This is a genomic window from uncultured Tateyamaria sp. (assembly GCF_947494755.1).
In the GTDB taxonomy this organism is placed as follows: Bacteria; Pseudomonadota; Alphaproteobacteria; order Rhodobacterales; family Rhodobacteraceae; genus Tateyamaria.
In genome coordinates, this window is record NZ_CANLVZ010000005.1 from 163,661 (window position 1) to 186,670 (window position 23,010).

A 23,010-nucleotide genomic window follows, 5' to 3' on the forward strand; every position below is an offset into this window, starting at 1 on the left:
GACGCTCCTGTGATGTGTCCGTCAGCCTGCACATCCCGCGCCCCCCTTGGCAAGGGCATCCATGGGGCGTATAGCGCGGCTCTGGCCCCCTCATCCCTCGGAGAGACCTCATGCAAGGCAGCGCAAATCTGAACATCATGATGAAGGCCGCGCGCAAAGCGGGCCGCTCGTTGGTCAAGGACTTTCGCGAGGTCGAGAACCTGCAGGTGTCGATGAAGGGGGCGGGTGATTTCGTCTCCAAAGCCGATATCGCCGCCGAAGAGATCATACGTGACGAGTTGCGCACCGCCCGGCCCACTTATGGCTGGCTGGCCGAAGAGGGCGGCGAGGCGGATGGCGAGGACCCCACGCGTCGCTGGATCGTGGACCCGCTGGATGGGACCACAAACTTTCTGCATGGGCTGCCCCACTGGGCGGTGTCCATTGCGCTGGAACACAAAGGGCAGGTCGTGGCGGGCGTGGTCTATGATCCGGCCAAGGACGAGATGTTTTTTGCCGAGAAAGGGCAGGGCGCGTTTATGAACGACACCCGCCTGCGGGTGTCGGGGCGCCACAAGATGATCGAGGGGCTGTTTTCGACCGGCCTACCGTTCGGGGGCCGCGCCGACCTGCCCGAGACGCTCAAGGAATTGGCGCGTGTCATGCCCGCCTGTTCGGGTGTGCGTCGGTTCGGGGCGGCGGCGCTTGATTTGGCCTATGTGGCGGCGGGCCGCTATGATGGCTATTGGGAACGTCGTCTCAATGCCTGGGACATCGCCGCAGGTCTGCTGATCGTGCGCGAAGCGGGTGGGCTGGTCGAACCGCTCACCCCCGGCAAGGACATGCTTGCCGATGGCGAGATCATCTGCGCCAACGAGGGTCTGTTTTCCCCGTTGGCCAAACTGGTGCGCGCCTAGTTGTCGCGATCGGACGGGTGGTTGATGCCATCGGTCCACGGGATCGGCTCGTGCCGGGCCGGGTTCACCCCCTCAAGCGTGCCCATGTTCACCCCGATCTCATCCGGGTCCGAGCGGCGATTGTGGTACATGTAGATACCGCAGATTTTGCAGAAGTGGTGCTTGGCGGTCTTGGTGCCCCATGTGTAGGTCGTGAGCGCATCAGCCCCTTGGATGACCTGCACGCCGTCCTTGGGCGCGGTAACGGCCGGGGCAGCGCGCCGGGCACAGAACGAACAATCACAACGCCCCGCCGTGCTCAGCCCGTCAGTCAGCGTGACTTCAAGCACAACCGCGCCGCAATGGCAGGACGCTTTCATCGGCGCACCTTTGGGATGCTTGAGCGGGCATAGACCGCTTCAGGATGAGGCGGCCGCCCATGGGTGCGGTCCCAGAATGTTGGCCCGCCAAGGCGCAGCCACAGCGGCGCGGTCAGGATCAGCCCTGCGATAAAGCCACCCGCGTGGGCCCAGTAAGCGACGCCTCCGGCTTGTGGATCAGAGCCAAGACCACCCATGAATTGCATCCCGAACCATACCGCCAGCATGATCCAAGCCGGGATGGGAAAGATTTTGACGTAGACAACCAGAAACAGAAAGATATCGACCCGTGCGCGTGGAAACAGCAGCAGATAGGCCCCCATGACCCCGGCAATCGCACCCGATGCCCCGACCGTGGGCACAAGTGAGTACGGGGCGGACACCACGTGGATCAGCCCGGCCGCAATGCCCGTGACAAGATAGAAGCCAAGGAAGGGCAGATGGCCCATCTCATCCTCCACATTGTCGCCAAAGATCCACAAAAACAGCATGTTACCGATCAGGTGCATCCAGCCGCCATGCAGGAACATGGATGTGACAAGCGTCTGAAAGCCATCTCCGGTCGAGATGCGCGCAGGCAGGATCGCGTAGGCGTTGAAGAAAGCGTTGATCGCACGCGCGTCGTCAAACAGTCCGACATAAGACACGAACATGCCGATATTGGCCGCGAGCAGCATGTAGGTGACATAGGGCGTGCGCCCCGACGGATTGTGATCGCGGATGGGAAACATATGCGCAGGCTGTGTCAGTCACACGGGCGGGTCAAGTGATTGTGTCGTGCAGCTGAGAATCGATATGGTACGTTATCCGAACTATATGGCGCGTGTCTGACAAAGGAAGCTCTGCATGAAACTTGGACTACAGATCGTCGTGGGGGTGCTGAGCCTGATCCCCGGGTTCTACGGGGTGGTAAACCTTTGGGTGGGGGCAGCGCGGTTCTTGCCGCCCGAGGCCGTCAATGCCGCAATAGACAGCCAGTTTCGGTTCCAGTCCGGCGTCTATTTCGGGCTCGCGGTGATGATCTGGTACGTGATCCCGCGCATTGATCGTGAGGTTGCGTTGTTTCGCATGATTGCGCTCGCGATCTTTGTGGGCGGGGTGGGGCGCGTGGTATCCTGGGTCACTGTGGGTCAGCCGGATGCGATCATGTCAGGGGCGACGGTGCTTGAACTGACCGTGCCCCTGTTGATCATTTGGCAAAACGCGATCCGGCAGAGCGCGGCCTAGCTGGCCGCCCCAAGCAGTGCCGCGTTCCCGCCCGACGCGGTTGTATCGACGCAGATGTGCCGCTCCACCGTCGCATGGGCGCGGTCGGGCGTGCCGGTGATCAGCGGGATGATCGCAGTTTGCCGGGCGGCAAGGGCACAGGCCATGGCGCGCCCCGTTTCGCTATCCCCCCACCACAGAACGCCGCCATACTCGGGGCCATCCGTCAGATCGGTGGGAGTGATCTGGCCCGTCGCCTGCACGGCCTGACCGCCCAATTTGGTGATCGCTTCGGCTTGTTGTGCCGCAGCATCCGCACCCGGACCAGCGCAGAGGATGGCGGGGCGGGCGCGGTGGCTCAACACGTTGGACTCGCCCGTTGGTCCGGGCAAGGGCATGTCGCCAAAGCTGACGCGCGCCGGTGTTGGAAGTGCAGGCAACGCCGCATCACTTGTCCATGTGCCAGCTTGCGGCGTGGCACCACCTAGGCGGAACCGGGACAGATAGTCCGGCCCGCCTGCTTTCGGCCCTGTGCCGGAAAAGCCAATACCACCAAAGGGTTGGCTGCCGACAATAGCCCCGATCTGGTTCCGGTTCACATAGATGTTGCCTGCCAAAATTCGATCCGACACGTGCTGCACCCGGTCATCGATGCGGGTGTGCAGCCCGAAGGTCAGCCCGTAGCCCGTTGCGTTGATGTCGTCGATCACCCGGTCCAAATCACGGGATTTGAAGGTACACAGGTGCAGAACGGGGCCAAAGACTTCGCGTTTCATGTCGCCGATGCCATCGACCTTGATCAAGGTTGGGGCGACAAACACGCCGTCCGTGGGCGTCTTGAGACGGTGCAACACCCGACCTTCGGACTGCGCGGTGGCGATATGGGCGTCGATGCCTTTACGGGCGTGCGTGTCGATCACAGGCCCCACATCGGTAGGCAAGTCCCACGGGTTGCCGACGCTCAGCGCGTCCATGGCCCCCATCAGCATCTCCGTGAAGGCGGGCGCGATATCGTCCTGCACATAGAGGCAGCGCAGTGCGGAACAGCGCTGGCCTGCGGACTGGAACGCGCTTTCGACAATGCTGCGCACCGCCTGTTCGGGCAGGGCGGTGCTGTCCACAATCATGGCGTTCAGCCCGCCGGTTTCCGCGATCAGCGGGGTGCCGGGGGCGGCGTGTTCGGCCAGTGAGGCGCGGATGCGCAGGGCGGTGGCAGTTGATCCGGTAAAGGCCACGCCACCCACGCGGCTGTCTGCCGTCAGGGCCGCCCCTACATCTCCATCACCGGGCAAAAGCTGTAGCGCGCTCAGCGGCACGCCCGCCTCGTGCAGCATCGATACGGCGCGATGCGCGATCAGGGGTGTTTGCGCTGCGGGTTTGGCAAGGACTGCGTTGCCCGATGCAAGGGCGGCTGCAATTTGGCCGGTGAAAATCGCCAGCGGAAAGTTCCAAGGCGAGATGCACACGAAAGTGCCTGCGGGTGCGTCATTCGTTGCTTGCGCTGCATAATAGCGCAGAAAATCGACGGCCTCGCGCAGTTCGGCAACCGCGTCCATCAGAGTCTTGCCAGCCTCTCGGGCCAAGAGGGCAAAGAGTTCGCCAAACTGCGCCTCATAAAGATCCGCAGCCGCATTGAGCACCGCGCGTCGGTCAGCCACCGGCGCATCCCACAGCTGCGCATCACCATAGGCCTGCGTCACAGTCTGGGTGGTTGCCGGGATGACAGTGCCCACCAGGTCATTCGGATTGGCGGGGTTGAGGACCGGGTACGCCGTGCCATTGGTCGCAGTCACCGTCACGGGCGCAGCCGTCCAGTGATGCGCACGAAACGGATCGCGGGCGGCGTCGATCCGCGCGAGCGTTGGCGTGTGCGAAATGTCAAAGCCGACGGAATTGACCCGCTCTGGCGCGAACAGCGCCGGGCCGGTTGGGATGGTGACGGCGGCATCTTCCAGTGCGGCAAAGGGGTCAGCGGCCACAACCTCGGGCGGCACATCTTCGTCCACGATCTGGTTCACGAAACTGGAGTTCGCCCCGTTTTCGAGCAGCCGTCGGACAAGATAGGCCAGCAAATCCTTGTGCGCGCCGACCGGGGCATAGATCCGGCAGCGCGTGCCCTGTGTGCGTAACACGATGGTGTGCAACGCCTCGCCCATGCCGTGAAGGCGCTGAAACTCAAAGGGCTGCCCGTCGGCCATATGAAGGATTGCCGCCACGGTATGGGCGTTATGCGTGGCAAATTGCGGATAGATGCGATCGGTCATGCCCAGCAGGCGCCGCCCGTTGGCGATGTAGGACACGTCCGTCGCGGGCTTGCGGGTGAAGACGGGAAACCCGTCCATCCCCTCGACCTGCGCGCGCTTGATTTCGGTGTCCCAATAGGCCCCCTTAACCAGCCGGACCATGATCTTGCGGTCGTGGCGGGTGGCCATGTCATAGACCGCCTCAATGGCCGCGCCCGCACGCGGGCTGTAGGCTTGCACGACGATGCCGAACCCGTCCCATCCCTCAAGCGCTGTGTCGCCCATCACCGCGTCGATCACCTCAAGGGACAGGGACATTCGGTTGGCTTCTTCGGCATCGACATTCAGCCCCATGCCAGCCGATTTCGCCAGCATCGCAAGCGAGCGTAGACGCGGCACCAGATCGCGCAGGACGCGGGCCTCCTGCGCGCGCTCATAGCGGGGGTGGAGGGCGGAGAGTTTGACGGAGATGCCCGGATTTTCGCGGATATCAGCGCTGGCGCAGGCTCGCGCGATGGCGGAAATCGCACGCGAATAGCTGAGATGGTAGCGCCGCGCATCCGCATCCGTCAGCGCCGCCTCGCCCAGCATATCGTAGGAATAGGTGAAGCCCTTGGCCTCCATCCCCGCCGCGCGGTCCATCGCGCGATCGATATCCTCGCCCAGCACAAACTGGCGGCCCATCTCCTTCATCGCCCGGCTAACGGCGGCACGAATGACCGGCTCGCCCAGGCGTTTGACCGCTCCGCGCAGGTGTTTGATGGGGCCGGGCTGGTCATCGTCCAACACGCGCCCTGTCAGCATCAGCGCCCATGTGGACGCATTCACGAGGCTTGAGGTGGAATGGCCCATATGCTTGCCCCAGTCGGAGGGCGCGATCTTGTCTTCGATCAGGGCATCAATGGTGTCGGCATCGGGCACGCGCAACAACGCCTCGGCCAGGCACATCAGCGCAATGCCTTCGTCGGTCGACAGCCCGTATTCGGCCAGAAACACTTCCATCAGCCCTGGCGCGGCGCTGGTGCGGATGCCAGTCACAAGGTCGGCGGCCTGTGTGCAAATGGCGGTGCGGTCCTGTGGTGACAGATCGGCCAGCTGGATCAGATCGGACAATGCGGCGCCAGGATCGCCATACATGCCCGTATCCAATGCTGTTGCCATGTCTTGCGCTGTATCACGTGCCATCGTGCATTCCCTTTTCCGCTTTGATCAGTGTAACAGGGTCCGCAAAGTGAATTTCATCGAAATGCGCGGTCAATACAGGTCATATGGGTAAAATACCATGAAACAGAAGTCATCCCGCCTGTCTGGGCTTGATGCGTTTGATCAGGCGATTCTGGTCGCCCTGGCCGAGGATGGGCGGATGAGCGTCACCGACCTTGCCGCCCGCATCGGTCTGTCCAAATCCCCCACCCAGGCCAGGGTGCGGCGGCTTGAGGCGACGGGAGTCATAATGGGCTACCGCGCCCTGCTGGATCCGATCCTGTTGGGGCTGGATCACGTCGCCTTTGTCGAAGTGCGCCTCAGCGATACCCGCGAGGCAGCGCTAAAGGCATTTAATGAGGCCGTTCAACAGGTTGCAGAGATTGAACAGGCCCACATGATCGCAGGTAATTTCGACTATCTGCTCAAGATACGCACCCGGAACATGGCGCAATATCGCGCCTTTCTGGGAGATGTCATTTCGACGTTGCCCTTTGTCGCCTCCACATCGACCTTCGTGGCGATGGAAGCGGTGAAAGAGATCATGCTGCCCGGTATCGACTGACCTTGGCGGGTGCGCACTTGACCTGCGGTGCGTGGGGCGCATCATTCAGGGATGAAACACATTTTGCTTTTGCTGGCCTTCGCCGCCCCCGCCTGGGCCGAAACGTGCCCCGATCTGCCCGACTATTCCGACGAATTAACCACCTTGATCGAAGCCGCCCGCTCCGCGCCAGACGAACAGGCAGGGCGGCCCATTTCGGATCAGATGTGGCAAATCTGGCTGCGTGCACCGGACGCTGCGGCCCAGGAGGTGCTGGACCGGGGCATGCGCCAGCGCAACAACTTCGATCTGATCGGCGCCGTTGCCACGTTTGATCAGCTTGTCGCCTACTGTCCTGACTATGCCGAAGGGTACAACCAGCGCGCGTTCAGCAACTTTCTGGGTGGAAATTATGAGGCCGCCTTGGACGATCTGGATGCCGCCCTTGCCCTGTCGCCGCGCCATGTGGCGGCCCAATCAGGGCGCGCGCTGACGTTGATGAACCTGGGCCGAAGAGCCGAAGCACGGCTTCAACTTTTGGCAGCGGTCGAAAACAATCCATGGCTGTCGGAGCGGGCATTGCTGGCCAAGGGGGCCGCATTGGGGCCGAACGGCGAAGATATCTGAGACGCTCTTGAGGTGTGCCGCCCGATTGCCTAACAAGAAGGCATGCGGGCGTGATGGAATGGTAGACATACCAGACTTAAAATCTGTTGGGGCCTCGCCCCGTGTGGGTTCGAGTCCCACCGCCCGCACCAAACTATCAAGAGAATCAACCGATTATGCCGGTCACTCCCTGCGTTCGACATGAGATCTTGATCCCCGTTCAGAAAAGTGAGGTGCGTGCGGTCGGAATTGTCCCGAAGCGCGACAGAGCGAGGGTCCTGACCCTAGACCGCAGGACCACGTGCGGGCGTCCCCACATCCCATATCCGCTGGCATTAAGGGAGTGGTAAGGCACGTGCGATAGGAGATCGGAACCGCGCCCCTTCAAGGTTGAGTGGCGCTTTCGGTCAAGGATCTTTCGATGGGCTTTTTCGACACTCTCAGGAAAACCGGATACCGGTTGAACACATTGCTCGTCAAATCGGCGCTGCTGACGGGTGTTTTGACAGTCGCCGTCTTGTCCGCGCAGACGACGATTGATCACCGCGAAAAACGTCTGATGGCAGCCGATCAGATGTCGGCACGGGCCGTTGATGTAACCCGATTGCTGGCGGATCAGATGGCTGGGTCCATCAAGTTTGGCAATGAGGTGGCCGTCGCGGACATCTCCACCGGGGTTGTTGAAACTGCGCAACCCGATGCCATAGGTGCGTTTGTGACGAATGCCGATTTGATTGTCATGTTCGCGAGTGAAGGATTAGACGGCAACAGATCGACGTTCATGGATTTGGCCGAACGGTCCCTTGCCAATGGTGAACTTGTGACATCCGATGACGGTTTATATGTCGCGGCACCGGCGACCTTTGGCGGTGAAGGGGCGATTGCAGGCGTTGTCGTCACGGCGTGGACCAATGACCACGTCATGGCGCAGGTTATCGCGGCTGAGCGGAGGGCCTACATCATCGCAGCCTTCATGTTTCTGGCGACCATGATGATGGCGGTGACGTATGTCTGGTACGCGGTGTCGCGTCCGGCCCTCTATTTGGGCCGATCCATGGAAAAGATGGCGCGCCGCGTCTATAATATCGAGATTCCTTACACCGGCCGTCGGGATGAGATCGGCGAAATCGCCCGCCAGATTGACGGGTTTCGCGTCTCCTTGTCCAAGGCAAAGCGGGCCCAACGCGACAGCGCCTTCAAAAGTGCAGCGTTCGAGGGAAGCACCGCGCCCATCATGATGGTGGATGAAGCCTGCAAGGTGATTTTTGTGAACCCGGCATGCTGTACGTTGTTGTCTCAACTGATGCCCGATTTGACGGAAGTCTGGCCTGATGCCGTCGATGGGGCTTGGGTCGGTGCGGATCTGACGACCATGTCCGGGGTCAAGAACGTGTTTGCCCAGGTCGGCGAGGCAGATGGTCAGGATGACATGTCGTTTTTCAGCCGGATCGGGGCGCGTCATGTCCGGATCAAACTCAACCCGGCGCGTGACCATAAGGACAGGCTGATAGGTGCCGTCATTGAGTGGAGCGATCGCACCAGTGCGCAGCGCGATGCGGCGGTTTTGCAGGGTATCGATACGACCCAGTTGCGGATGGAATTTGACGGGGCAGGGCGGTGCACGCTGATGAACGAGTTTGCAGCCAAATTGCTTGGATATGCCGAGGATCGTCCGAATAATTTGATGCTTCATGACATATTGAGTGACACGCAAACAGATGCCGCACTCCCTTCGAACTTGGCGGTCGCGGCGCTGTCTCACGCCTCGGTTCACGGTAAGATCGATATTCAGAGCAGGGATGAGGTGTGTCTGGTTGTTGATGGCGGCTTCATCACGGTCAATGCCGAGGACGGCAGCGTCGAACGCAGCATCCTCATCGCGTCCAATGTGACACAATCCGAGCAGGATATCCGGGCCGCGCGCCTGGATCAGGCTCGGGTCAGCGAAGAGCAGATGCGCGTTGTGCTGGCGTTGGGTGATGCATTGCAACGTTTGGCCAATGGGGATTTGACGACAGAGCTGTCACAGGACATTCCCGAGGATTATCAAACGCTTCGGACGAATTTCAACTTGGCCTTGGTCGCTCTGCGGGATGCGCTGACGACGGTTGCACAAAACGTGCACTCCATCCGTAGTGAAACGACCGAGATCACCAGCGCGGCTGATGACCTGTCACGCCGGACGGAACGGCAGGCGGCAACGCTGGAAGAAACCGCAGCAGCACTTGATGAGCTGACCTCGTCTGTCCGGTCGGCGGCCGAAGGTGCCGATGCGGCAAGCAAGATGTCGGGTGAGGCGCAGGCCAACGCTGAAAGAGGCGGCGAAATTGCCGGTCAGGCGGTTCACGCGATGGACGGGATCAAGACGTCTTCCCAGGAGATTTCGAAAATTACCAGCGTGATCGATGATATCGCCTTTCAGACCAACCTGCTGGCTTTGAATGCAGGCGTGGAAGCGGCGCGCGCGGGTGAGGCGGGGCGCGGGTTTGCGGTTGTTGCCACTGAAGTACGCGCCCTAGCGCAGCGATCATCGGATGCGGCACGCGAGATCAATACACTCATTTCAACAAGTGCCGAGCAGGTCGAACAGGGTGTAGAACTTGTGGACCGGACTGGAACAGCGCTGTCGGCGATTGTGTCGTCGGTTGCGGAAATCTCGGAAAGGGTTGCCGAGATTGCGAGCTCAGCGCGCGAGCAATCCACTGGTTTGAACGAAATCAACGTCGCTGTGAATGAGCTGGACCATGTCACGCAACAGAATGCCGCGATGTTTGAAGAGACGACAGCTGCAAGCCATGCGTTGACATCCGAAGCTGATGCGCTTGCCGCCGCCGTTGCCAAATTCCAACTTGGCGACGCAACGCAGGCCAAAGAGCCGGTTCCTGCGCCGACAGCACCTAGACATGCGTCCGCTGCCACGGTTGTTGGAAACACGGCACTGGCTTTGGACACGGAAATTGCCGCGGTGGAGACTGGTTGGGAAGAGTTCTGACCCAGACCTCTGACGGATCAGGGTGTGGACAGACTATGGCAGGGCCCGACGCCCACTCTGATCACATCGGATAGCAAGCGCCGCAGCAGTCCTTAGTCACGGGTGCCGGAAAATTGTTCTTTCCATTTTTCGGTGTCTTCACTGGTAATCTTTGTGAACAGATTGTCCGGCACGGTGAATGGGTGGTCGGGCGACAGCTGCGTGAGGGCTTGTGCCATATCCGACGGCCATTGCGCGTCTTCCACACCCATTGCCATCAGCATCTTTGCCGAGGCATCCGGGATGAAGGGGGACGACAAGGTCCCGTAAAGCGCGATGAGGTTCAATCCCATCCGGATTTGCATGGCGGCCGCTTCCGGATCTTCCTTTATGGTTGTCCATGGAGCACAGGATTGCAGATACTCGTTGCCCGCAACCCAGATGGCGCGCAATTCCTGAGCGGATTTGCGGACTTCCATCGCTTCCATCATGGCGACGTAGCGCGCAACGCGGGCATCCAGATCCTCGATCAGGGCCTGCTCGCGCGGCCCGTAGGCCGCCCCGGCCGGCACGGTTTCACCAAATTTCGAGCGGCAGAACTTTGTCACCCGGCTGACGAAGTTCCCCAACACGTCGGCGAGGTCCTTGTTGACACCCTGCTGAAACAGTTCCCACGTGAACTCCGAATCCGAGGTTTCCGGGCAGTTTGACAGCAACCACCACCGCCAATAGTCAGCGGGCAAAATCGCAAGAGCCTGATCCATGAACACGCCCCGGCCCTGGCTGGTCGAGAATTGGCCACCATCATAATTCAGATAATTGAACGATTTGAGGTGATCGACCATTTTCCAGGGCTCTCCCGAGCCAAGCAATGTGGCGGGAAAACTGAGCGTATGAAACGGTACGTTGTCCTTACCCATGAACTGGGTATAGCGCACATCGCCCGCGCCCTTGTCGGTGCGCCACCAGCGTTCCCAATCCGCGTGCCCGTTTGCGTCCGCCCATTCGCCCGCGCATGCGATGTACTCAATCGGGGCATCAAACCAGACATAGAACACCTTGCCTTCCATCCCGGGCCATTCCGCATCGCCGCGCCGCACCGGAATGCCCCAGTCAAGATCGCGCGTGATCCCGCGATCCTGTAGACCATCGCCGTCATGCAACCACTTTTTGGCGATGGACGTGGTCAGCACGGGCCAGTCGGTCTTGCTGTTGATCCAGGCATCAAGGTCGCCCTTGAGGGCGGATTGGCGCAAATACAGGTGCTTGGTGTTACGCACTTCAAGGTCCGTAGAGCCGGAAATGGCCGAGCGCGGTTCAATTAGATCAACCGGGTCAAGCTGTTTGGTGCAATTCTCGCATTGATCGCCGCGCGCCTTGTCATATCCGCAATTCGGGCAGGTCCCCTCAATGTAGCGATCCGGCAAATAGCGCCCGTCGGCGTTGGAATAGACCTGCTGCTCGGACACTTCGTGGATCAGATTTGCGTCCGCCAGCCGCCCGGCAAAGTGCTGCGTCAAGGCGTGGTTCTGGGGCGACGACGAGCGACCGAAGTGATCGAAAGACAGTCCGAACCCCTTTGCGATCTCGGCCTGGACCGCGTGCATCTCGGTGCAGTATTCCGCAACCGGTTTGCCCGCCTTGGCGGCTGCCAATTCCGCCGGGGTTCCGTGTTCATCGGTGGCGCACAAGAACAGCACTTCGTTGCCCCGCGCACGTTGGTAGCGGGCATATAGGTCGGCGGGCAGTTGGCTCCCGATCAAATTGCCGAGATGTTTGATCCCGTTGATATAGGGAATGGCGGATGTGATCAGGTGACGTTGCATGGCGGGCCTTTGGATGAATGTCGCCCGTGTACCAGCGCCGCGCGGCAGGGAAAAGGCCCTGTCGGCCCTAGTGGCGATCCCGGCTGCGCCCGGTCAGCCGCCCGATCAAGAACGACGTGCGCGGTGCGTAAATATAGGCGGTGCGTTTGCTGGGCGTGGCGCGGGCCCGCATCCGGGCCAGACCGAACAGGATCAGTCCGCCATGCCCAATCGCGATCATGGCAAACAGCGCCGGGGGCCCAAAGTTGTCGATGAGCGCCGAGGCGGTGAACGGTGCTGCGATTGCACCAAGCGCGAAATAGAACATGAGCGCGGCCGACAGCTCAACCCGTTCAGAACTATCAGCAAAATCATGGGCATGGGCGGCAGCGACGGAGTAAATCGGAAAGGTTGTCAGCCCGAACAGCCCGGCCGACAGCATGATCCCATAAGTGCCCAACCCGGCGCTGAGTGCTGTGATCGCACAACTGCACATGGCCGCCGCCGACAGCCAGATCAGAACCCAACGACGGTCATATTTGTCAGCGATCCAGCCCACCGGATATTGCGCCAGCGCGCCGCCAAGCACGAAAGACGCCATGAACCAAGCGATTTGCGGTGTCGTTAGCCCGACCTCCTGCCCATAGATCGGGCCCACCATTCGAAAAGAGGCGCTTGAAAGCGCGGCGACGATCACCCCCGCCGCCGCCAATGGAGAGCGTTGCGCGGCCAAGCGCGGGCGCAGCCGTGGGGCATCGGGTGTTTCGGGCTGTTTGATTGTGGTCAATGTCAGCGGCAACAGAGCCGCGCAGCAAACAATTGCAAGCAGATTATAGCTGACATAGCTGGCTGGTTCGAGCACCCCAATGACCAGTTGGGCCGCCAGTGATCCGCCCATGTCGATCAGCCGATAGACCCCCATGGCCCGCCCACGGGACTCGTTGGTGACCTTGGCCTGCAACCACGCCTCGACCACGGTATAGCAGCCCGCCACGCACATGCCGGACGCCACCCGCATCAAGGCCCATGCGATGGGATCGACGATCAGCATATGCGCGATCAACCCGATTGCACCCGCTGCGGTAAAGGCGGCAAAGGCGCGCGAGTGGCCGACACTGCCCATCAGGCGCGGGGCCCACCAGCATCCGATGAAAAACCCCAGGAAATGGGCCGAGCCGAGCATGCCGATCTCTTGCCGTGTGAAATCGAGCGCGAGGCCCGACAGGGCGTCCAATGGCCCGAGTGAGCCGGAGCTGAGCTGCAACAGAACAACGGACAAAAAGAGAGCGGCAAAGGAAATGATCAGGCGCATATGGGAGCACCTTGGCGTAGGTGGGTGCGCGGTCCATGTGCGGATTCGACCGCCGCGCGTCGTTTTTATCCGTTTGCCGAGATTTCTGCGGTGATGTCGATGCCCACGATGTCTTCGACCAGATCGGGATAGCCGACGGCCCCAAAGTCGCGCCGGTTGATCTGGCTTGAAAGCTTGACAATGAGCGCGCTGAAATCATTGGAACTGCTGCCGCGTGCGCGGAACAAGCCTGCCTGAAACTGAATGAGGCGGGTCACACCGCGCAGGGTCAAATCCCCCCGCAACGCGGCTCCGTCCGAAATACGCCCGCCCGGTCCCAGTATCACTTGGGTCGAGCGGAAGCGCGCCAACGGGAATTCTGCGGCGTTGAGCACGCTGGCCGACTTCAACGCTTCGGTGGCAAAGATCAGCCCGGTGCGTGCGGCCCGCACGTCGGCCGTCACATCTGCGGTGGAGGCGGCGAGATTGGTGGGATCGACTGTCACATCCGCTTGGGTGATCGGCACGGTGCCCTGCACGCGGTTTCCATTCAGCACGAATGTATAGGTGATGGTTGAGCGGCCGGGCGCCAGACCATAGGGCTGCGGTGCCCCGATGCTGGGCGCTGCAATCGAGGCGAGGGCGAGTGTCAGAAACTGTCGGCGAAACATGCGCGTGTCCTTTTCGGGCATGAAGTTATGTCAGGGTAACACGGCAATCCGCGAATTTATGCGCGGACACATGTTGTTGATATGTGGGCGAGGGCTGAACCTGATGATGGTCCGCCCGTGATTTTACTGCCCGAGGGTGCTGGCGAAAATCTACTTGCCCGTGTACGCCGCACCGCTAGGGTCAGCCCCGATCACAACTCAAAGGACATCCCCATGGAAAGACGCAAACTCGGCCGCACGGATATCGACGTCTCGGCCCTGTGCCTGGGGTCAATGACCTGGGGCACCCAGAACACCGCCGAAGAGGGGCACGCCCAGATTGATCGCGCTTTGGACGCGGGCATCAACTTTGTCGATACGGCTGAGATGTACCCCGTCAATCCGGTCAGTGCCGAAACCATCGGGCGGACTGAGCGGATCATCGGCCTGTGGGTCGAGCGGGGCGGCACCCGTTCGGACATGGTGCTTGCAACCAAGCATTCGGGGGCGGGGTTGTCCCATGTGCGCGATGGCGCGCCCATCACGGCGGACACAATCCCTGCGACCATCGAGGGCTCTCTGCGCCGTTTGCAGACGGACTACATCGATCTTTACCAGTTTCACTGGCCCAATCGCGGCAGCTACATGTTCCGCCAGAACTGGACATTTGACCCCTCCGATCAGGACCCCGCAGCCGTGCGGCAGAATATGGAGGACTGCCTTGGCGCGTTGCAGGCCGAGGTTGATCGCGGCACCATCCGCGCCTTTGGTCTGTCCAATGAAAGCGCGTGGGGAACGGCTGAATGGCTTTCGGCGGCTGCGCGCAATGGTGGGCCGCGCGTGGCGTCGATGCAGAATGAATACTCGCTGATGTGCCGGCTTTACGACACTGACATGGCAGAGTTGAGCGTCAACGAAGACGTTGGTTTGCTTGCATTTTCCCCGTTGGCCGCCGGGCTGCTGACCGGCAAGTACCAGGGCGGCGCGGTCCCGGACGGTTCCCGCCTGTCGTTGAGCCCGGATCTGGGCGGGCGCAAGACCGCGCGCGCGTTTGAGGCGGTGGATGCTTACCTTTCTGTGGCGGGGCGGCATGGGCTGGACCCTGCGCAGATGGCGCTTGCGTGGTGCATGACCCGTCCCTTCATGACCTCTGTCATCTTCGGGGCGACAACTCTGGATCAATTGGAGGTCGCGCTCGGGGCTGCTGATCTGACACTGAGCCAAGAGGTGATGGACGATATCGACGCTGCTCACCGTGCCCATCCGATGCCGTATTGACCGGGCTTGCGCTTATCTTTGAGGTGAAAGCGCCTGCCGTGTCTTGCGCGGTTGCTCTCCAAAGCGCGCCATATAGGCACGGCTAAAGGTCGAACCGGACGTGAAGCCGGTGGCCAGCGCCACTTGCTGAACGGTGTCCATGCCGATGCTGAGCAGGCGATGTGCCTCTGTCAGTCGCAGCGCGAGATACTGGGCCTTGGCAGTCGTGTTCAGGACGTCGCGGAAATGCAGTTGCAGGTTGCGCGGCGTTAGACCCAGTTGCGCAGCGATGGCGGGCAGGGGCAGGGGATGTTCCAGATGCGCCTCCATCAGTCTGTGGGCGCGGGCGGTCATGGGGGTGTGCGGTCGCGTCGGCGGGTGGCGCATCTGCGGATCCGATGGGGCCGGGCGACTTGTGTGGATAAAGCTCGCCGCGACTTGCGCTGCACAGCGGGCCCCTGCTTTGAGCTGGACCAGGTGCAACATCATATCAAGCGCGGGGGCCGCCCCACCGCTGGTCCAGCGTTGATCTGACACCACGTAGCGCGCGTTGATCGTCTCGACCTCTGCAAAGGTGGTTGCGAATTTGTCCAAGTCTTCCCAGTGGGTTGTGGCCTGTTTCCCATCCAGAAGCCCGGATTTGGCCACGACCCACGGGCCCCCGTCAATTGCGAGGACGGTCGTGTCCGGCTTGGCCAGGCGACGCAGGCTGGCCATCAAATGGGGTGTGGCCTAGGCATCAAGGTCAAAGCCCGCCACCACGATCAGTACATCACAGACGGGCACGCGGTGCAGCGGTGCAGCCGCCACCCGCAACCCACTGGTCAGCATCACATCCTGGGAACTCGGCGTCGCGAACTGCCAGTCAAACACCGCGCGCCCGGCCTGCCGGTTCGCCGCCCTCAGCGGATCAACGGCGGCGGCAAGCGACAGCGTGTTGGTGTCTTGCAGCACAAGAACTACGGTTTTTGTCATTTTCATTCGTTTTTTGACAAGTTTGTTGTCCCTTCATCCGCAAACTGGCGAAAAACGCAAGGATATAGACAGATGCCGCTCGCCATGAACACCGATGTTTTCATCACCTGCGCCGTAACCGGATCGGGCGGCACGCAGGATCGCAGCCCCCATGTCCCACGCAGTCCAAAGAAGATCGCCGACAGCGCGATTGCGGCAGCCAAGGCGGGCGCGGCGATTGTACACTGCCATGTGCGGGACCCCGAAACCGGCGCGCCGTCGCGCAAGCTGGATTATTACCGCGAAGTGACGGACCGCATTCGCGACGCCGATGTGGATGTGGTGCTGAACCTGACGGCGGGCATGGGGGGCGACATGATCTTTGGCGACGTCGAGTCACCGCTGCCCTTGCAAGAGGCGGGCACCGACATGATCGGCGCGTCGGCCCGGGTCGCCCATGTGGCCGAATGCCTGCCCGAGATTTGCACGCTTGATTGCGGCACGATGAACTTTGCCGAGGCCGATTACGTGATGACCAACACGCCCGGCATGTTGACCGCCATGGGGTCGATGATGACCAAGCTGGGAGTGAAGCCCGAGATCGAAGCCTTTGACACTGGCCATTTATGGTATGCAAAACAGCTGGTTAAGGATGGTGTGCTGGACGCGCCCGCCTTGGTTCAGCTGTGCATGGGGGTGCCATGGGGCGCGCCGGATGACCTCAATACGTTTATGGCCATGGTCAACAACGTGCCGGATGACTGGACGTTTTCGGCCTTTGGATTGGGACGCAACCAGATGGCCTACGTGGCCGCTGCGGTCCTCGCAGGGGGCAATGTGCGCGTCGGTCTTGAGGATAACCTGTGGCTGGCCAAGGGTGCGTTGGCCCAAAACTGGCAACTGGTCGAGCGGGCCGGTACCATCATCGAAAACATGGGCGCACGCGTGATCGGACCTGCCGAGGTGCGCGAAAAACTGGGCCTTGTGAAACGGGCCCCGGGCGCTTGAGCGTCGCGCGCGCATTTGTCGTCACGCTGTTTGGGTTGGCGCTGGTGGCCTGCGCACCGCCGCCAGACGACGGTGCCTTGCGCGATCCGAATGCGCCGATTGGAGTGACCAGCCGCTATGACGACGCCCGGTTTGGCGGTGCATGGCAGGTGCGCGGAGCATATCCGGTAGATGGCGACCTTGTCACGGTCGAACGGCTTGAACGAGCCCAAGAGGGGGCTGCGTGGGTTCTGGCCGCTCAGCCATGTCCGACATGTCCTGTCAACCAGACCACATGGGTGGCCGAGGTCGATGTGCCCGGTGCGGACCGGTTGCGCAGCCCCACGGGCGCGATGCGCCGCGCTGTGGTGATCTGGGTGGACGAGGGGTTCCGCACAGCCGCCATTGCCGATCCGGATGGGCAATTTGCGTGGATCCTTGATCGCAGTGCGACAGGCGGGGCGGATCGCATCGAGGCTGCCCGTCAAATCCTTGAGTTTTCAGGCTTTGACCTTGCCACCATGCAGGTGCGCCCCTGATGGACAACGTGCTGATCTACGCAGGCATTCCGGTGCTGGCCGCGCTTGCTGCCTATCTCTGGACATGGACGCCGGTGTGGTTGGGCGGGCTGCTTGTCGGTGCGGCAGCGGCGGGGGCCTATGCTGCGGGCGTTCTGGGCACGGCGTGGAGCATATATGGTCTGATCGTGCTTGGCCTTGGCTGGATTGGCGCGGTGATAGGCCACCGCTACGGCGCGGATGAAGAGACGGTGGCGGGCCTTGTCTGGTTCATCCTGTCGGTCCTTTGCGTGCTGATCTGGATCATTGGCCCGGAGGGCCTGTTTGGCTGAAGGACGCGCCTGAGAGCGTCGTCAAAAAAAGGAAGGGGGCTGTAATGTCACAGACAGCGGCGATCATTGGCGGAGGTGTCATCGGCGGCGGTTGGGCCGCGCGGTTCTTGCTGAATGGCTGGGACGTGCGGGTGTTTGACCCGGACCCGGATGCGGCAGACAAGCTGGCCCCGGTTTTGGCACAGGCGCGCCGGGCCTTGCCCAGTTTGGTTGATGTGGCGCTGCCGCCCGAGGGGCGTTTGACCTTTCATACCGACTTGGCGGAGGTCGTGACAGGCGTGGATTGGATACAGGAGAGCGTGCCGGAACGTCTTGAGATCAAACACAAAGTTCTGGCCGACATTCAGGCGGCCTGCCCGGAGGACGCCATCATTGGCTCTTCAACCTCGGGCTTCAAGCCGAGTGAGTTGCAGCAGGGCGCGGCGCGCAAGGGGCAGATCATGGTCTGCCATCCGTTTAACCCGGTCTACTTGATGCCCCTGATCGAGGTCGTGCCGTCGCCGGACACCGACCTCGCGCTGGTCGAAAAGGCCGAACATATCCTGCGCTCACTCGGCCACCACCCCCTGCGCGTGCGCAAGGAGATCGACGCCCATATCGCTGATCGCTTCCTTGAGGCGGTGTGGCGCGAGGCGTTGTGGCTGGTCAAGGACGGGATCGCCACCACCGAAGAGATCGACGAGGCGATCCGTATGGGTTTCGGCATCCGGTGGGCGCAGATGGGTCTGTTTGACACCTACCGCACGGCGGGCGGCGAGGCAGGGATGCGACATTTCATGGCCCAATTCGGCCCGGCCTTGCAGTGGCCGTGGACCAAGCTCATGGATGTGCCCGAGTTTACCGACGAATTGGTCGAGTTGATCGCGGGCCAGTCGGATGCGCAATCGGGCCATATGAGCATTGCCCAGATGCTGGCGGCACGTGACGACAATCTGGTGGGGATGATGCGTGCGCTCAAGGCCAATGACTGGGGCGCGGGGGCGGTGATGAATGCGCATGAGGCGCGCCTGAGGGCCAGCACGGTGCTGGGCGCGCATGTGGATCAGGTTGAGGATGTGTCGGTGCCGCTGCTGACAGTGCGCCGTGCGGTGCCGCTCGATTGGACAGACTATAACGGGCACATGAACGAGGCGCGTTACTTGCAAGCCTTTGGCGATGCGACGGACCGGTTCATGGGGATGATCGGCTGTGATGCGGATTATATCGCGACGGGCGGCAGCTATTTCACCGCCGAGACGCATATCCGCCATGTGGATGAGGTGCGCGCGGGGGCCGTGATCGAGGTGCGCACCCAAGTGCTGGCTGGAGCGGGTAAGAAGCTGCATCTGTTCCACGAGATGTTTGAGGGCGAGCGGCTGTTGGCGACGGGTGAGCATTTCCTGCTTCATGTGAGCCTTGAGACCCGCCGCCCGAGCGATCCGGCCCCGCAGATTGTGCAGGCACTGGACCGTGTGGCCGAGGCCCATGCCGGGCTGCCCACGCCCGAAGGCGTGGGGCGTCACGTCGGACAACGGCCATGAGCCGCGTTCTGATCACGGCGGGTGCGTCCGGCATCGGGCGCGCCATGGCCCATGCGTTTGATCGATCCGGCTATGAGGTGTGGGTGTCGGATGTGGACGCTGCGGCTGTTGCTGCGCTGCCGTCTCATTGGCACGCGCATATGTGTGACGCAGTGGATGAGGCCGGTGTTGCCGAGCTGATCACGCGCGCCGGACCCTTGGACGTGCTGTGCGCCAATGCCGGGATCGCAGGACCAACCGCACAGGTTGAGGATGTGGACTTGGCTGCTTGGCGCGCGTGCGTGTCCGTTAATCTGGAGGGGGCCTTTCTGGCCGCCAAACATGCGCTGCCTGCAATGAAGGCGGCGGGGCAGGGGACGGTGATCTTTACCTCGTCAACGGCGGGGATTTACGGCTATCCCAACCGCGCGCCCTATGCGGCTGCCAAATGGGCCATCATCGGATTGATGAAGACCGTCGCGATGGAGGCCGGGCCCTTTGGTGTGCGCGCCAATGCGATCTGCCCCGGTGCCGTGGAGGGGCCACGCATGGAGGGCGTGCTGGCCCGCGAGGCCGCGGCCAAGGGCATGAGCCGCGATCAGGTCTATGCGGGCTATGCGGCGGGGACGTCGATGCGCAGCTTTGTGGAGGCGGAGGATATTGCCGATATGGCCCTGTTTTTGGCCTCGGATGCCGCGCGGCGTGTATCGGGGCAGGTGATTGCGGTGGATGGGCATACCGAAAACCCCGATCCCAAGCTTTAGGCCGGTGCGCGGCTCTGTTTGCCTGTCGGCAAAGACGCCCGCCCACCGACCCGGAGGCGACGCCTAATTGATCAACATGCGCAGACTTTCGAAATGCTCGGGCATATCGCGCGCTGTATGCGCCGCCTGCCGCACCAGATCGTCAAAGTGCAGCGATAGCGTTTCAATCCGTTCGCGATCCCGAAACGCCATATAGTGCCCGCCCGTATAGAGCACGGCGAGCAGCGGACCGAAGACGGTGATGGGCGCGGAGTAGAGCGCGCGTTGATCAAACAGGTACAGCCGCAACCGGGGGTAAAGGTGGCGCGACAACTCAAGCAGTTGATCCAGTTGGTCATGCCGGGTTTGCGCGGGCAGACCTGTGTAATAGCCCGTTCCCGCCGCAAAACTGTGCAGTTCAAAGATCGGCAGCGCGATTTCATAGTCTGATTGCGCCGCCCGCATCCAGTTCAGCCGATCCCGTGAGGCATTGATGGCTTGGGTTGTGGTGCGGCCGAGGTGGGGGCGATATTCCCATTCGAGCATGGCGTTCGTTTTCAGCATATCGGGCAGGCCCGCTGGCACGTGCCGGATTTTGTAGCCTGCCGCCTCCTGGTGCCAGCCAAAGATCCGCTCATCAACGAGCGCGCGCGGCGCGTGGGTCAGCGATAGTGCTGCGGCGGTCAGAGCGGCTGCGCTTTCGGGCCGATCGGATAGGCCCAGCAACCAATCTGCCGACACTCCAAGCGCCTGCGCACAGGCCGCCACCACATGCGCGCCCGGCAAACGCGCCCCATCGTCGGACAAGGCCTGGCTGATGGTCGAGCGGTCCGTGCCGATGTGGCGCGCCAGCGCGCTTTGGGACATGGACCTGTCCTGCATGGCCCGCTGGAGGCGCTGGCGAAACCGATCCGCCCGGTCGCGTTTGTCGAGAATGTCACTCATCTGGTGGTTTTTGTCACAGAATGAAGGCTTTGTTAACATCTTTCGGAATGGCTACCCGCGGATCATGTCCCTAGCCTTAGCGTGTCTTTCTTACCCAAAGCAGCTTGTATCAGTGCCCTCTCAAAACGCGTCCCGTCGCTTGCCCAGAGCTCGCCCTGCGCGGGTGGAATGGATCACGCTTGCTCTGTTTGCCGCCTGCCTATCGGGCTGGAGCGTTGGAGTTTTTTGGCTCTCGTCCGTCTCGACCGGCATTTCGGTCGTCGCGGTTGGAGTGATGCTGGTGCTGCACGCGTCACTCACCCATGAGATACTCCATGGGCACCCGTTCCGGTCCCGGCTGGCCAGCGAGGCCCTCGGGATGGTCAATCCGGGCCTATTTATCCCCTATCTGCGGTTCCGCGACACCCATTTGGCGCACCATCAGGACGCAAACCTGACAGACCCTTATGACGATCCCGAAACGAATTACGTGGATCCCGTCCGATGGCGACAGCTTCCAAGGGCAGCGCAGCGCATGCTGGAGGTCAACAACACCTTGGCCGGGCGCATGCTGATCGGGCCGCTGATGGCGCAGGTCTGTTTCACGCGCTCAGATTGGGCGGCGATGCGGCGCGGGGATCGACAGGTCATCCTGGGCTGGGTGCTGCATGTGCCGGGCGTGCTGGCGGTGCTGTGGCTGGTTGCCCTCTCGCCGATGCCCATCTGGGCCTATCTGCTGGCCTGTTACGCAGCTCTGTCCGTCCTGAAAATCCGCACCTTTCTGGAACATCAGGCGCATAGCAAAGCGCGCGGGCGCACGGTGATCATCGAAGATCGCGGACTCCTCGCGTTTCTGTTTCTGAACAACAACTTCCACGTGGTGCATCACATGCATCCCGGCGTGCCGTGGTATCGGCTGCCGGGCCTGTACCGGGCCCATGCGGCCCGCTATCTGGCCTGCAACGAAGGCTACCGCTATCGCAATTACGCGCAGGTCTTTGCCCGGCATTTCTGGCGGGCCAAGGACAGCGTGCCCCATCCGCTCTGGTCCTCTGATCGCTGATCGGTGATAGAGGGCCATGGCCCTTTGGATCCCCATCACCCTTGCAGCGGCGTTCTTTCAGACGTTGCGGTTCATGTTGCAGCGACAGTTGTCGCTCAAGACGCTGACGCCGGGCGGCGCAACGCTGGCGCGGTTCCTTTATTCCGCGCCTTTGGTGGTGGTCCTGATCACGGTCTATATGGGCGCGCGAGGCCAGACATGGCCCGCCTTTCCACCTGCATTCTGGTTCTACGGGGCCGCAGGTGGACTGGCGCAAATCCTCGCCACTGTTGCCACAGTCAGCCTGTTCAAGTCGCGCAATTTCGCCGTCGGGATCACTTTCAAAAAGACCGAAACCATGCAGGCGGTTCTCGTGGGTTGGCTCATTCTTGGCGATCAGGTCACGACCTTCGGGTTTGTGGCTATCGGGATCGGGCTGGTTGGGGTGCTGTTGCTGTCCACGCCCCCGGACCTCTCGGGTTTTCGCTGGCGGGACATGGCCAACCGGTCGGTGGGGCTGGGCCTGAGCGCCGGTATTCTGTTTGCGGTGTCGGCGGTCACGTATCGTGGCGCGTCCCTGAGCCTTGGATTGGACGACCCGCTTGCGCGAGCCGGTCTGACGCTGGCAGCAGTGACAACGATGCAGACGATCGCGATGCTGGTCTGGCTGCGCCTGCGCGATCCGGGGCAGGTCAGCGCCGTCTGGGCCGCGCGACGCATCGCGGTTTGGGTGGGCATGATGTCGATGGCCGGATCATTCTGCTGGTTTGTGGCCTTCACGCTGCAGAATGCGGCCTACGTGAAGGCTGTCGGGCAGGTGGAACTGGTGTTCAGCATGCTGGTCACGGTGCTGATCTTTCGGGAGGCGATCAGCGCGCGGGAATGGATTGGCATGGCGGTGCTGATGACGTCGATCCTGATGCTGGTTGCGACCATCTGAAGGGGCCACCGTAAGGCGGACGTGTCGTCCGCCACCATCA

22 protein-coding genes and 1 tRNA gene are annotated in these 23,010 nt (G+C 61.8%); 14 read left to right on the top strand and 9 right to left on the bottom strand.

Translation table 11 applies throughout. From position 1 onward, the window contains the following. The first annotated feature begins 110 nt into the window (after positions 1-110). Complete coding sequence (locus tag Q0908_RS08235) at positions 111-896, top strand: inositol monophosphatase family protein (protein ID WP_299282842.1); 786 nt, start codon at positions 111-113, stop codon at positions 894-896. Here the strand turns inward: Q0908_RS08235 and Q0908_RS08240 are convergent. Together Q0908_RS08240 and Q0908_RS08245 are read right to left on the bottom strand one after the other, a co-directional pair. Further along, entirely contained in the window at positions 893-1,255 is a 363-nt protein-coding gene (locus tag Q0908_RS08240) for a GFA family protein (RefSeq protein ID WP_299282846.1), read from the bottom strand. The genes Q0908_RS08235 and Q0908_RS08240 overlap by 4 nt on opposite strands. After that, entirely contained in the window at positions 1,252-1,986 is a 735-nt protein-coding gene (locus Q0908_RS08245; protein WP_299282849.1) for a rhomboid family intramembrane serine protease, read from the bottom strand. Before Q0908_RS08245 ends, Q0908_RS08240 begins: the two co-directional genes overlap by 4 nt. A 115-nt stretch (positions 1,987-2,101) precedes the next feature. On the opposite strand from Q0908_RS08245, the gene Q0908_RS08250 reads away from it, so the two are divergent. Further along, on the top strand, positions 2,102-2,482 hold the full coding sequence (locus tag Q0908_RS08250; RefSeq protein ID WP_299282852.1) for a DUF4345 domain-containing protein: 381 nt from the start codon (positions 2,102-2,104) through the stop codon (positions 2,480-2,482). Here the strand turns inward: Q0908_RS08250 and putA are convergent. After that, positions 2,479-5,889 (bottom strand): bifunctional proline dehydrogenase/L-glutamate gamma-semialdehyde dehydrogenase PutA, encoded by a 3,411-nt coding sequence (gene putA / locus Q0908_RS08255; RefSeq protein WP_299282855.1) that lies wholly within the window; start codon positions 5,887-5,889, stop codon positions 2,479-2,481. The genes Q0908_RS08250 and putA overlap by 4 nt on opposite strands. A 97-nt stretch (positions 5,890-5,986) precedes the next feature. Here putA and Q0908_RS08260 point away from each other — a divergent pair, with 97 nt between their 5' ends. From Q0908_RS08260 to Q0908_RS08275, 4 genes are all read left to right on the top strand, one after another. After that, positions 5,987-6,472 carry an Lrp/AsnC ligand binding domain-containing protein gene (locus tag Q0908_RS08260; RefSeq protein WP_299282858.1) on the top strand — a complete coding sequence of 162 codons (486 nt, stop codon included), beginning with the start codon at positions 5,987-5,989 and terminating at the stop codon, positions 6,470-6,472. A gap of 51 nt (positions 6,473-6,523) precedes the next feature. Beyond that, positions 6,524-7,078, top strand: coding sequence for a hypothetical protein (locus Q0908_RS08265; RefSeq protein WP_299282861.1), 555 nt, complete (start codon positions 6,524-6,526; stop codon positions 7,076-7,078). A gap of 44 nt (positions 7,079-7,122) precedes the next feature. After that, positions 7,123-7,209 (top strand) — tRNA-Leu (locus Q0908_RS08270). A gap of 269 nt (positions 7,210-7,478) precedes the next feature. Continuing rightward, positions 7,479-10,049 (top strand): methyl-accepting chemotaxis protein, encoded by a 2,571-nt coding sequence (locus tag Q0908_RS08275; RefSeq protein ID WP_299282864.1) that lies wholly within the window; start codon positions 7,479-7,481, stop codon positions 10,047-10,049. Positions 10,050-10,141: 92 nt separating this feature from the next. Here Q0908_RS08275 and metG read toward each other — a convergent pair whose 3' ends face one another. The 3 genes from metG to Q0908_RS08290 form a co-directional block, all read right to left on the bottom strand. Continuing rightward, a complete protein-coding gene (gene metG, locus Q0908_RS08280; RefSeq protein WP_299282867.1) occupies positions 10,142-11,854 on the bottom strand; it encodes a methionine--tRNA ligase in 1,713 nt (570 codons plus the stop codon). A gap of 67 nt (positions 11,855-11,921) precedes the next feature. Continuing rightward, a complete protein-coding gene (locus tag Q0908_RS08285; RefSeq protein ID WP_299282869.1) occupies positions 11,922-13,145 on the bottom strand; it encodes an MFS transporter in 1,224 nt (407 codons plus the stop codon). 65 nt (positions 13,146-13,210) lie between these two features. After that, positions 13,211-13,795: a YceI family protein gene (locus Q0908_RS08290; protein ID WP_299282871.1), complete on the bottom strand. Its 585-nt coding sequence runs from the start codon at positions 13,793-13,795 to the stop codon at positions 13,211-13,213. 213 nt (positions 13,796-14,008) lie between these two features. Here Q0908_RS08290 and Q0908_RS08295 point away from each other — a divergent pair, with 213 nt between their 5' ends. Beyond that, positions 14,009-15,052, top strand: a complete 1,044-nt coding sequence (locus Q0908_RS08295; RefSeq protein WP_299282874.1) for an aldo/keto reductase — start codon at positions 14,009-14,011, stop codon at positions 15,050-15,052. A 12-nt stretch (positions 15,053-15,064) separates the two neighbouring features. On the opposite strand, the gene Q0908_RS08300 is transcribed toward Q0908_RS08295, so the two are convergent. Continuing rightward, positions 15,065-15,748: a helix-turn-helix domain-containing protein gene (locus Q0908_RS08300; RefSeq protein ID WP_299282877.1), complete on the bottom strand. Its 684-nt coding sequence runs from the start codon at positions 15,746-15,748 to the stop codon at positions 15,065-15,067. A gap of 15 nt (positions 15,749-15,763) precedes the next feature. Next, complete coding sequence (locus Q0908_RS08305) at positions 15,764-16,006, bottom strand: hypothetical protein (RefSeq protein WP_299282880.1); 243 nt, start codon at positions 16,004-16,006, stop codon at positions 15,764-15,766. A gap of 72 nt (positions 16,007-16,078) precedes the next feature. Between Q0908_RS08305 and Q0908_RS08310 the strand changes: the two genes are divergently transcribed. The 5 genes from Q0908_RS08310 to Q0908_RS08330 are packed head-to-tail and all read left to right on the top strand — an operon-like array spanning position 16,079 to position 20,085. Continuing rightward, positions 16,079-16,993 carry a 3-keto-5-aminohexanoate cleavage protein gene (locus Q0908_RS08310; RefSeq protein WP_299282883.1) on the top strand — a complete coding sequence of 305 codons (915 nt, stop codon included), beginning with the start codon at positions 16,079-16,081 and terminating at the stop codon, positions 16,991-16,993. Next, on the top strand, positions 16,990-17,511 hold the full coding sequence (locus Q0908_RS08315) for a lipocalin (RefSeq protein ID WP_299282885.1): 522 nt from the start codon (positions 16,990-16,992) through the stop codon (positions 17,509-17,511). The genes Q0908_RS08310 and Q0908_RS08315 overlap by 4 nt, the downstream gene beginning before the upstream one ends. After that, positions 17,511-17,822 (top strand): hypothetical protein, encoded by a 312-nt coding sequence (locus Q0908_RS08320; protein WP_299282888.1) that lies wholly within the window; start codon positions 17,511-17,513, stop codon positions 17,820-17,822. The genes Q0908_RS08315 and Q0908_RS08320 overlap by 1 nt, the downstream gene beginning before the upstream one ends. Before the next feature lie 44 nt (positions 17,823-17,866). Continuing rightward, positions 17,867-19,342, top strand: coding sequence for a carnitine 3-dehydrogenase (locus Q0908_RS08325; protein ID WP_299282890.1), 1,476 nt, complete (start codon positions 17,867-17,869; stop codon positions 19,340-19,342). Then, positions 19,339-20,085, top strand: coding sequence for an SDR family oxidoreductase (locus tag Q0908_RS08330; RefSeq protein WP_299282893.1), 747 nt, complete (start codon positions 19,339-19,341; stop codon positions 20,083-20,085). The genes Q0908_RS08325 and Q0908_RS08330 overlap by 4 nt, the downstream gene beginning before the upstream one ends. 63 nt (positions 20,086-20,148) lie before the next feature. Here Q0908_RS08330 and Q0908_RS08335 read toward each other — a convergent pair whose 3' ends face one another. After that, complete coding sequence (locus tag Q0908_RS08335) at positions 20,149-21,009, bottom strand: helix-turn-helix transcriptional regulator (RefSeq protein WP_299282896.1); 861 nt, start codon at positions 21,007-21,009, stop codon at positions 20,149-20,151. 139 nt (positions 21,010-21,148) lie between these two features. Between Q0908_RS08335 and Q0908_RS08340 the strand changes: the two genes are divergently transcribed. Together Q0908_RS08340 and Q0908_RS08345 are read left to right on the top strand one after the other, a co-directional pair. Beyond that, the gene (locus tag Q0908_RS08340; RefSeq protein ID WP_299282898.1) at positions 21,149-22,051 is read left to right on the top strand and encodes a fatty acid desaturase; all 903 of its coding nucleotides are present in this window, start codon (positions 21,149-21,151) and stop codon (positions 22,049-22,051) included. Positions 22,052-22,067: 16 nt separating this feature from the next. Further along, the gene (locus Q0908_RS08345) at positions 22,068-22,970 is read left to right on the top strand and encodes a DMT family transporter (protein WP_299282899.1); all 903 of its coding nucleotides are present in this window, start codon (positions 22,068-22,070) and stop codon (positions 22,968-22,970) included. The last annotated feature ends 40 nt before the right edge of the window (positions 22,971-23,010 follow it).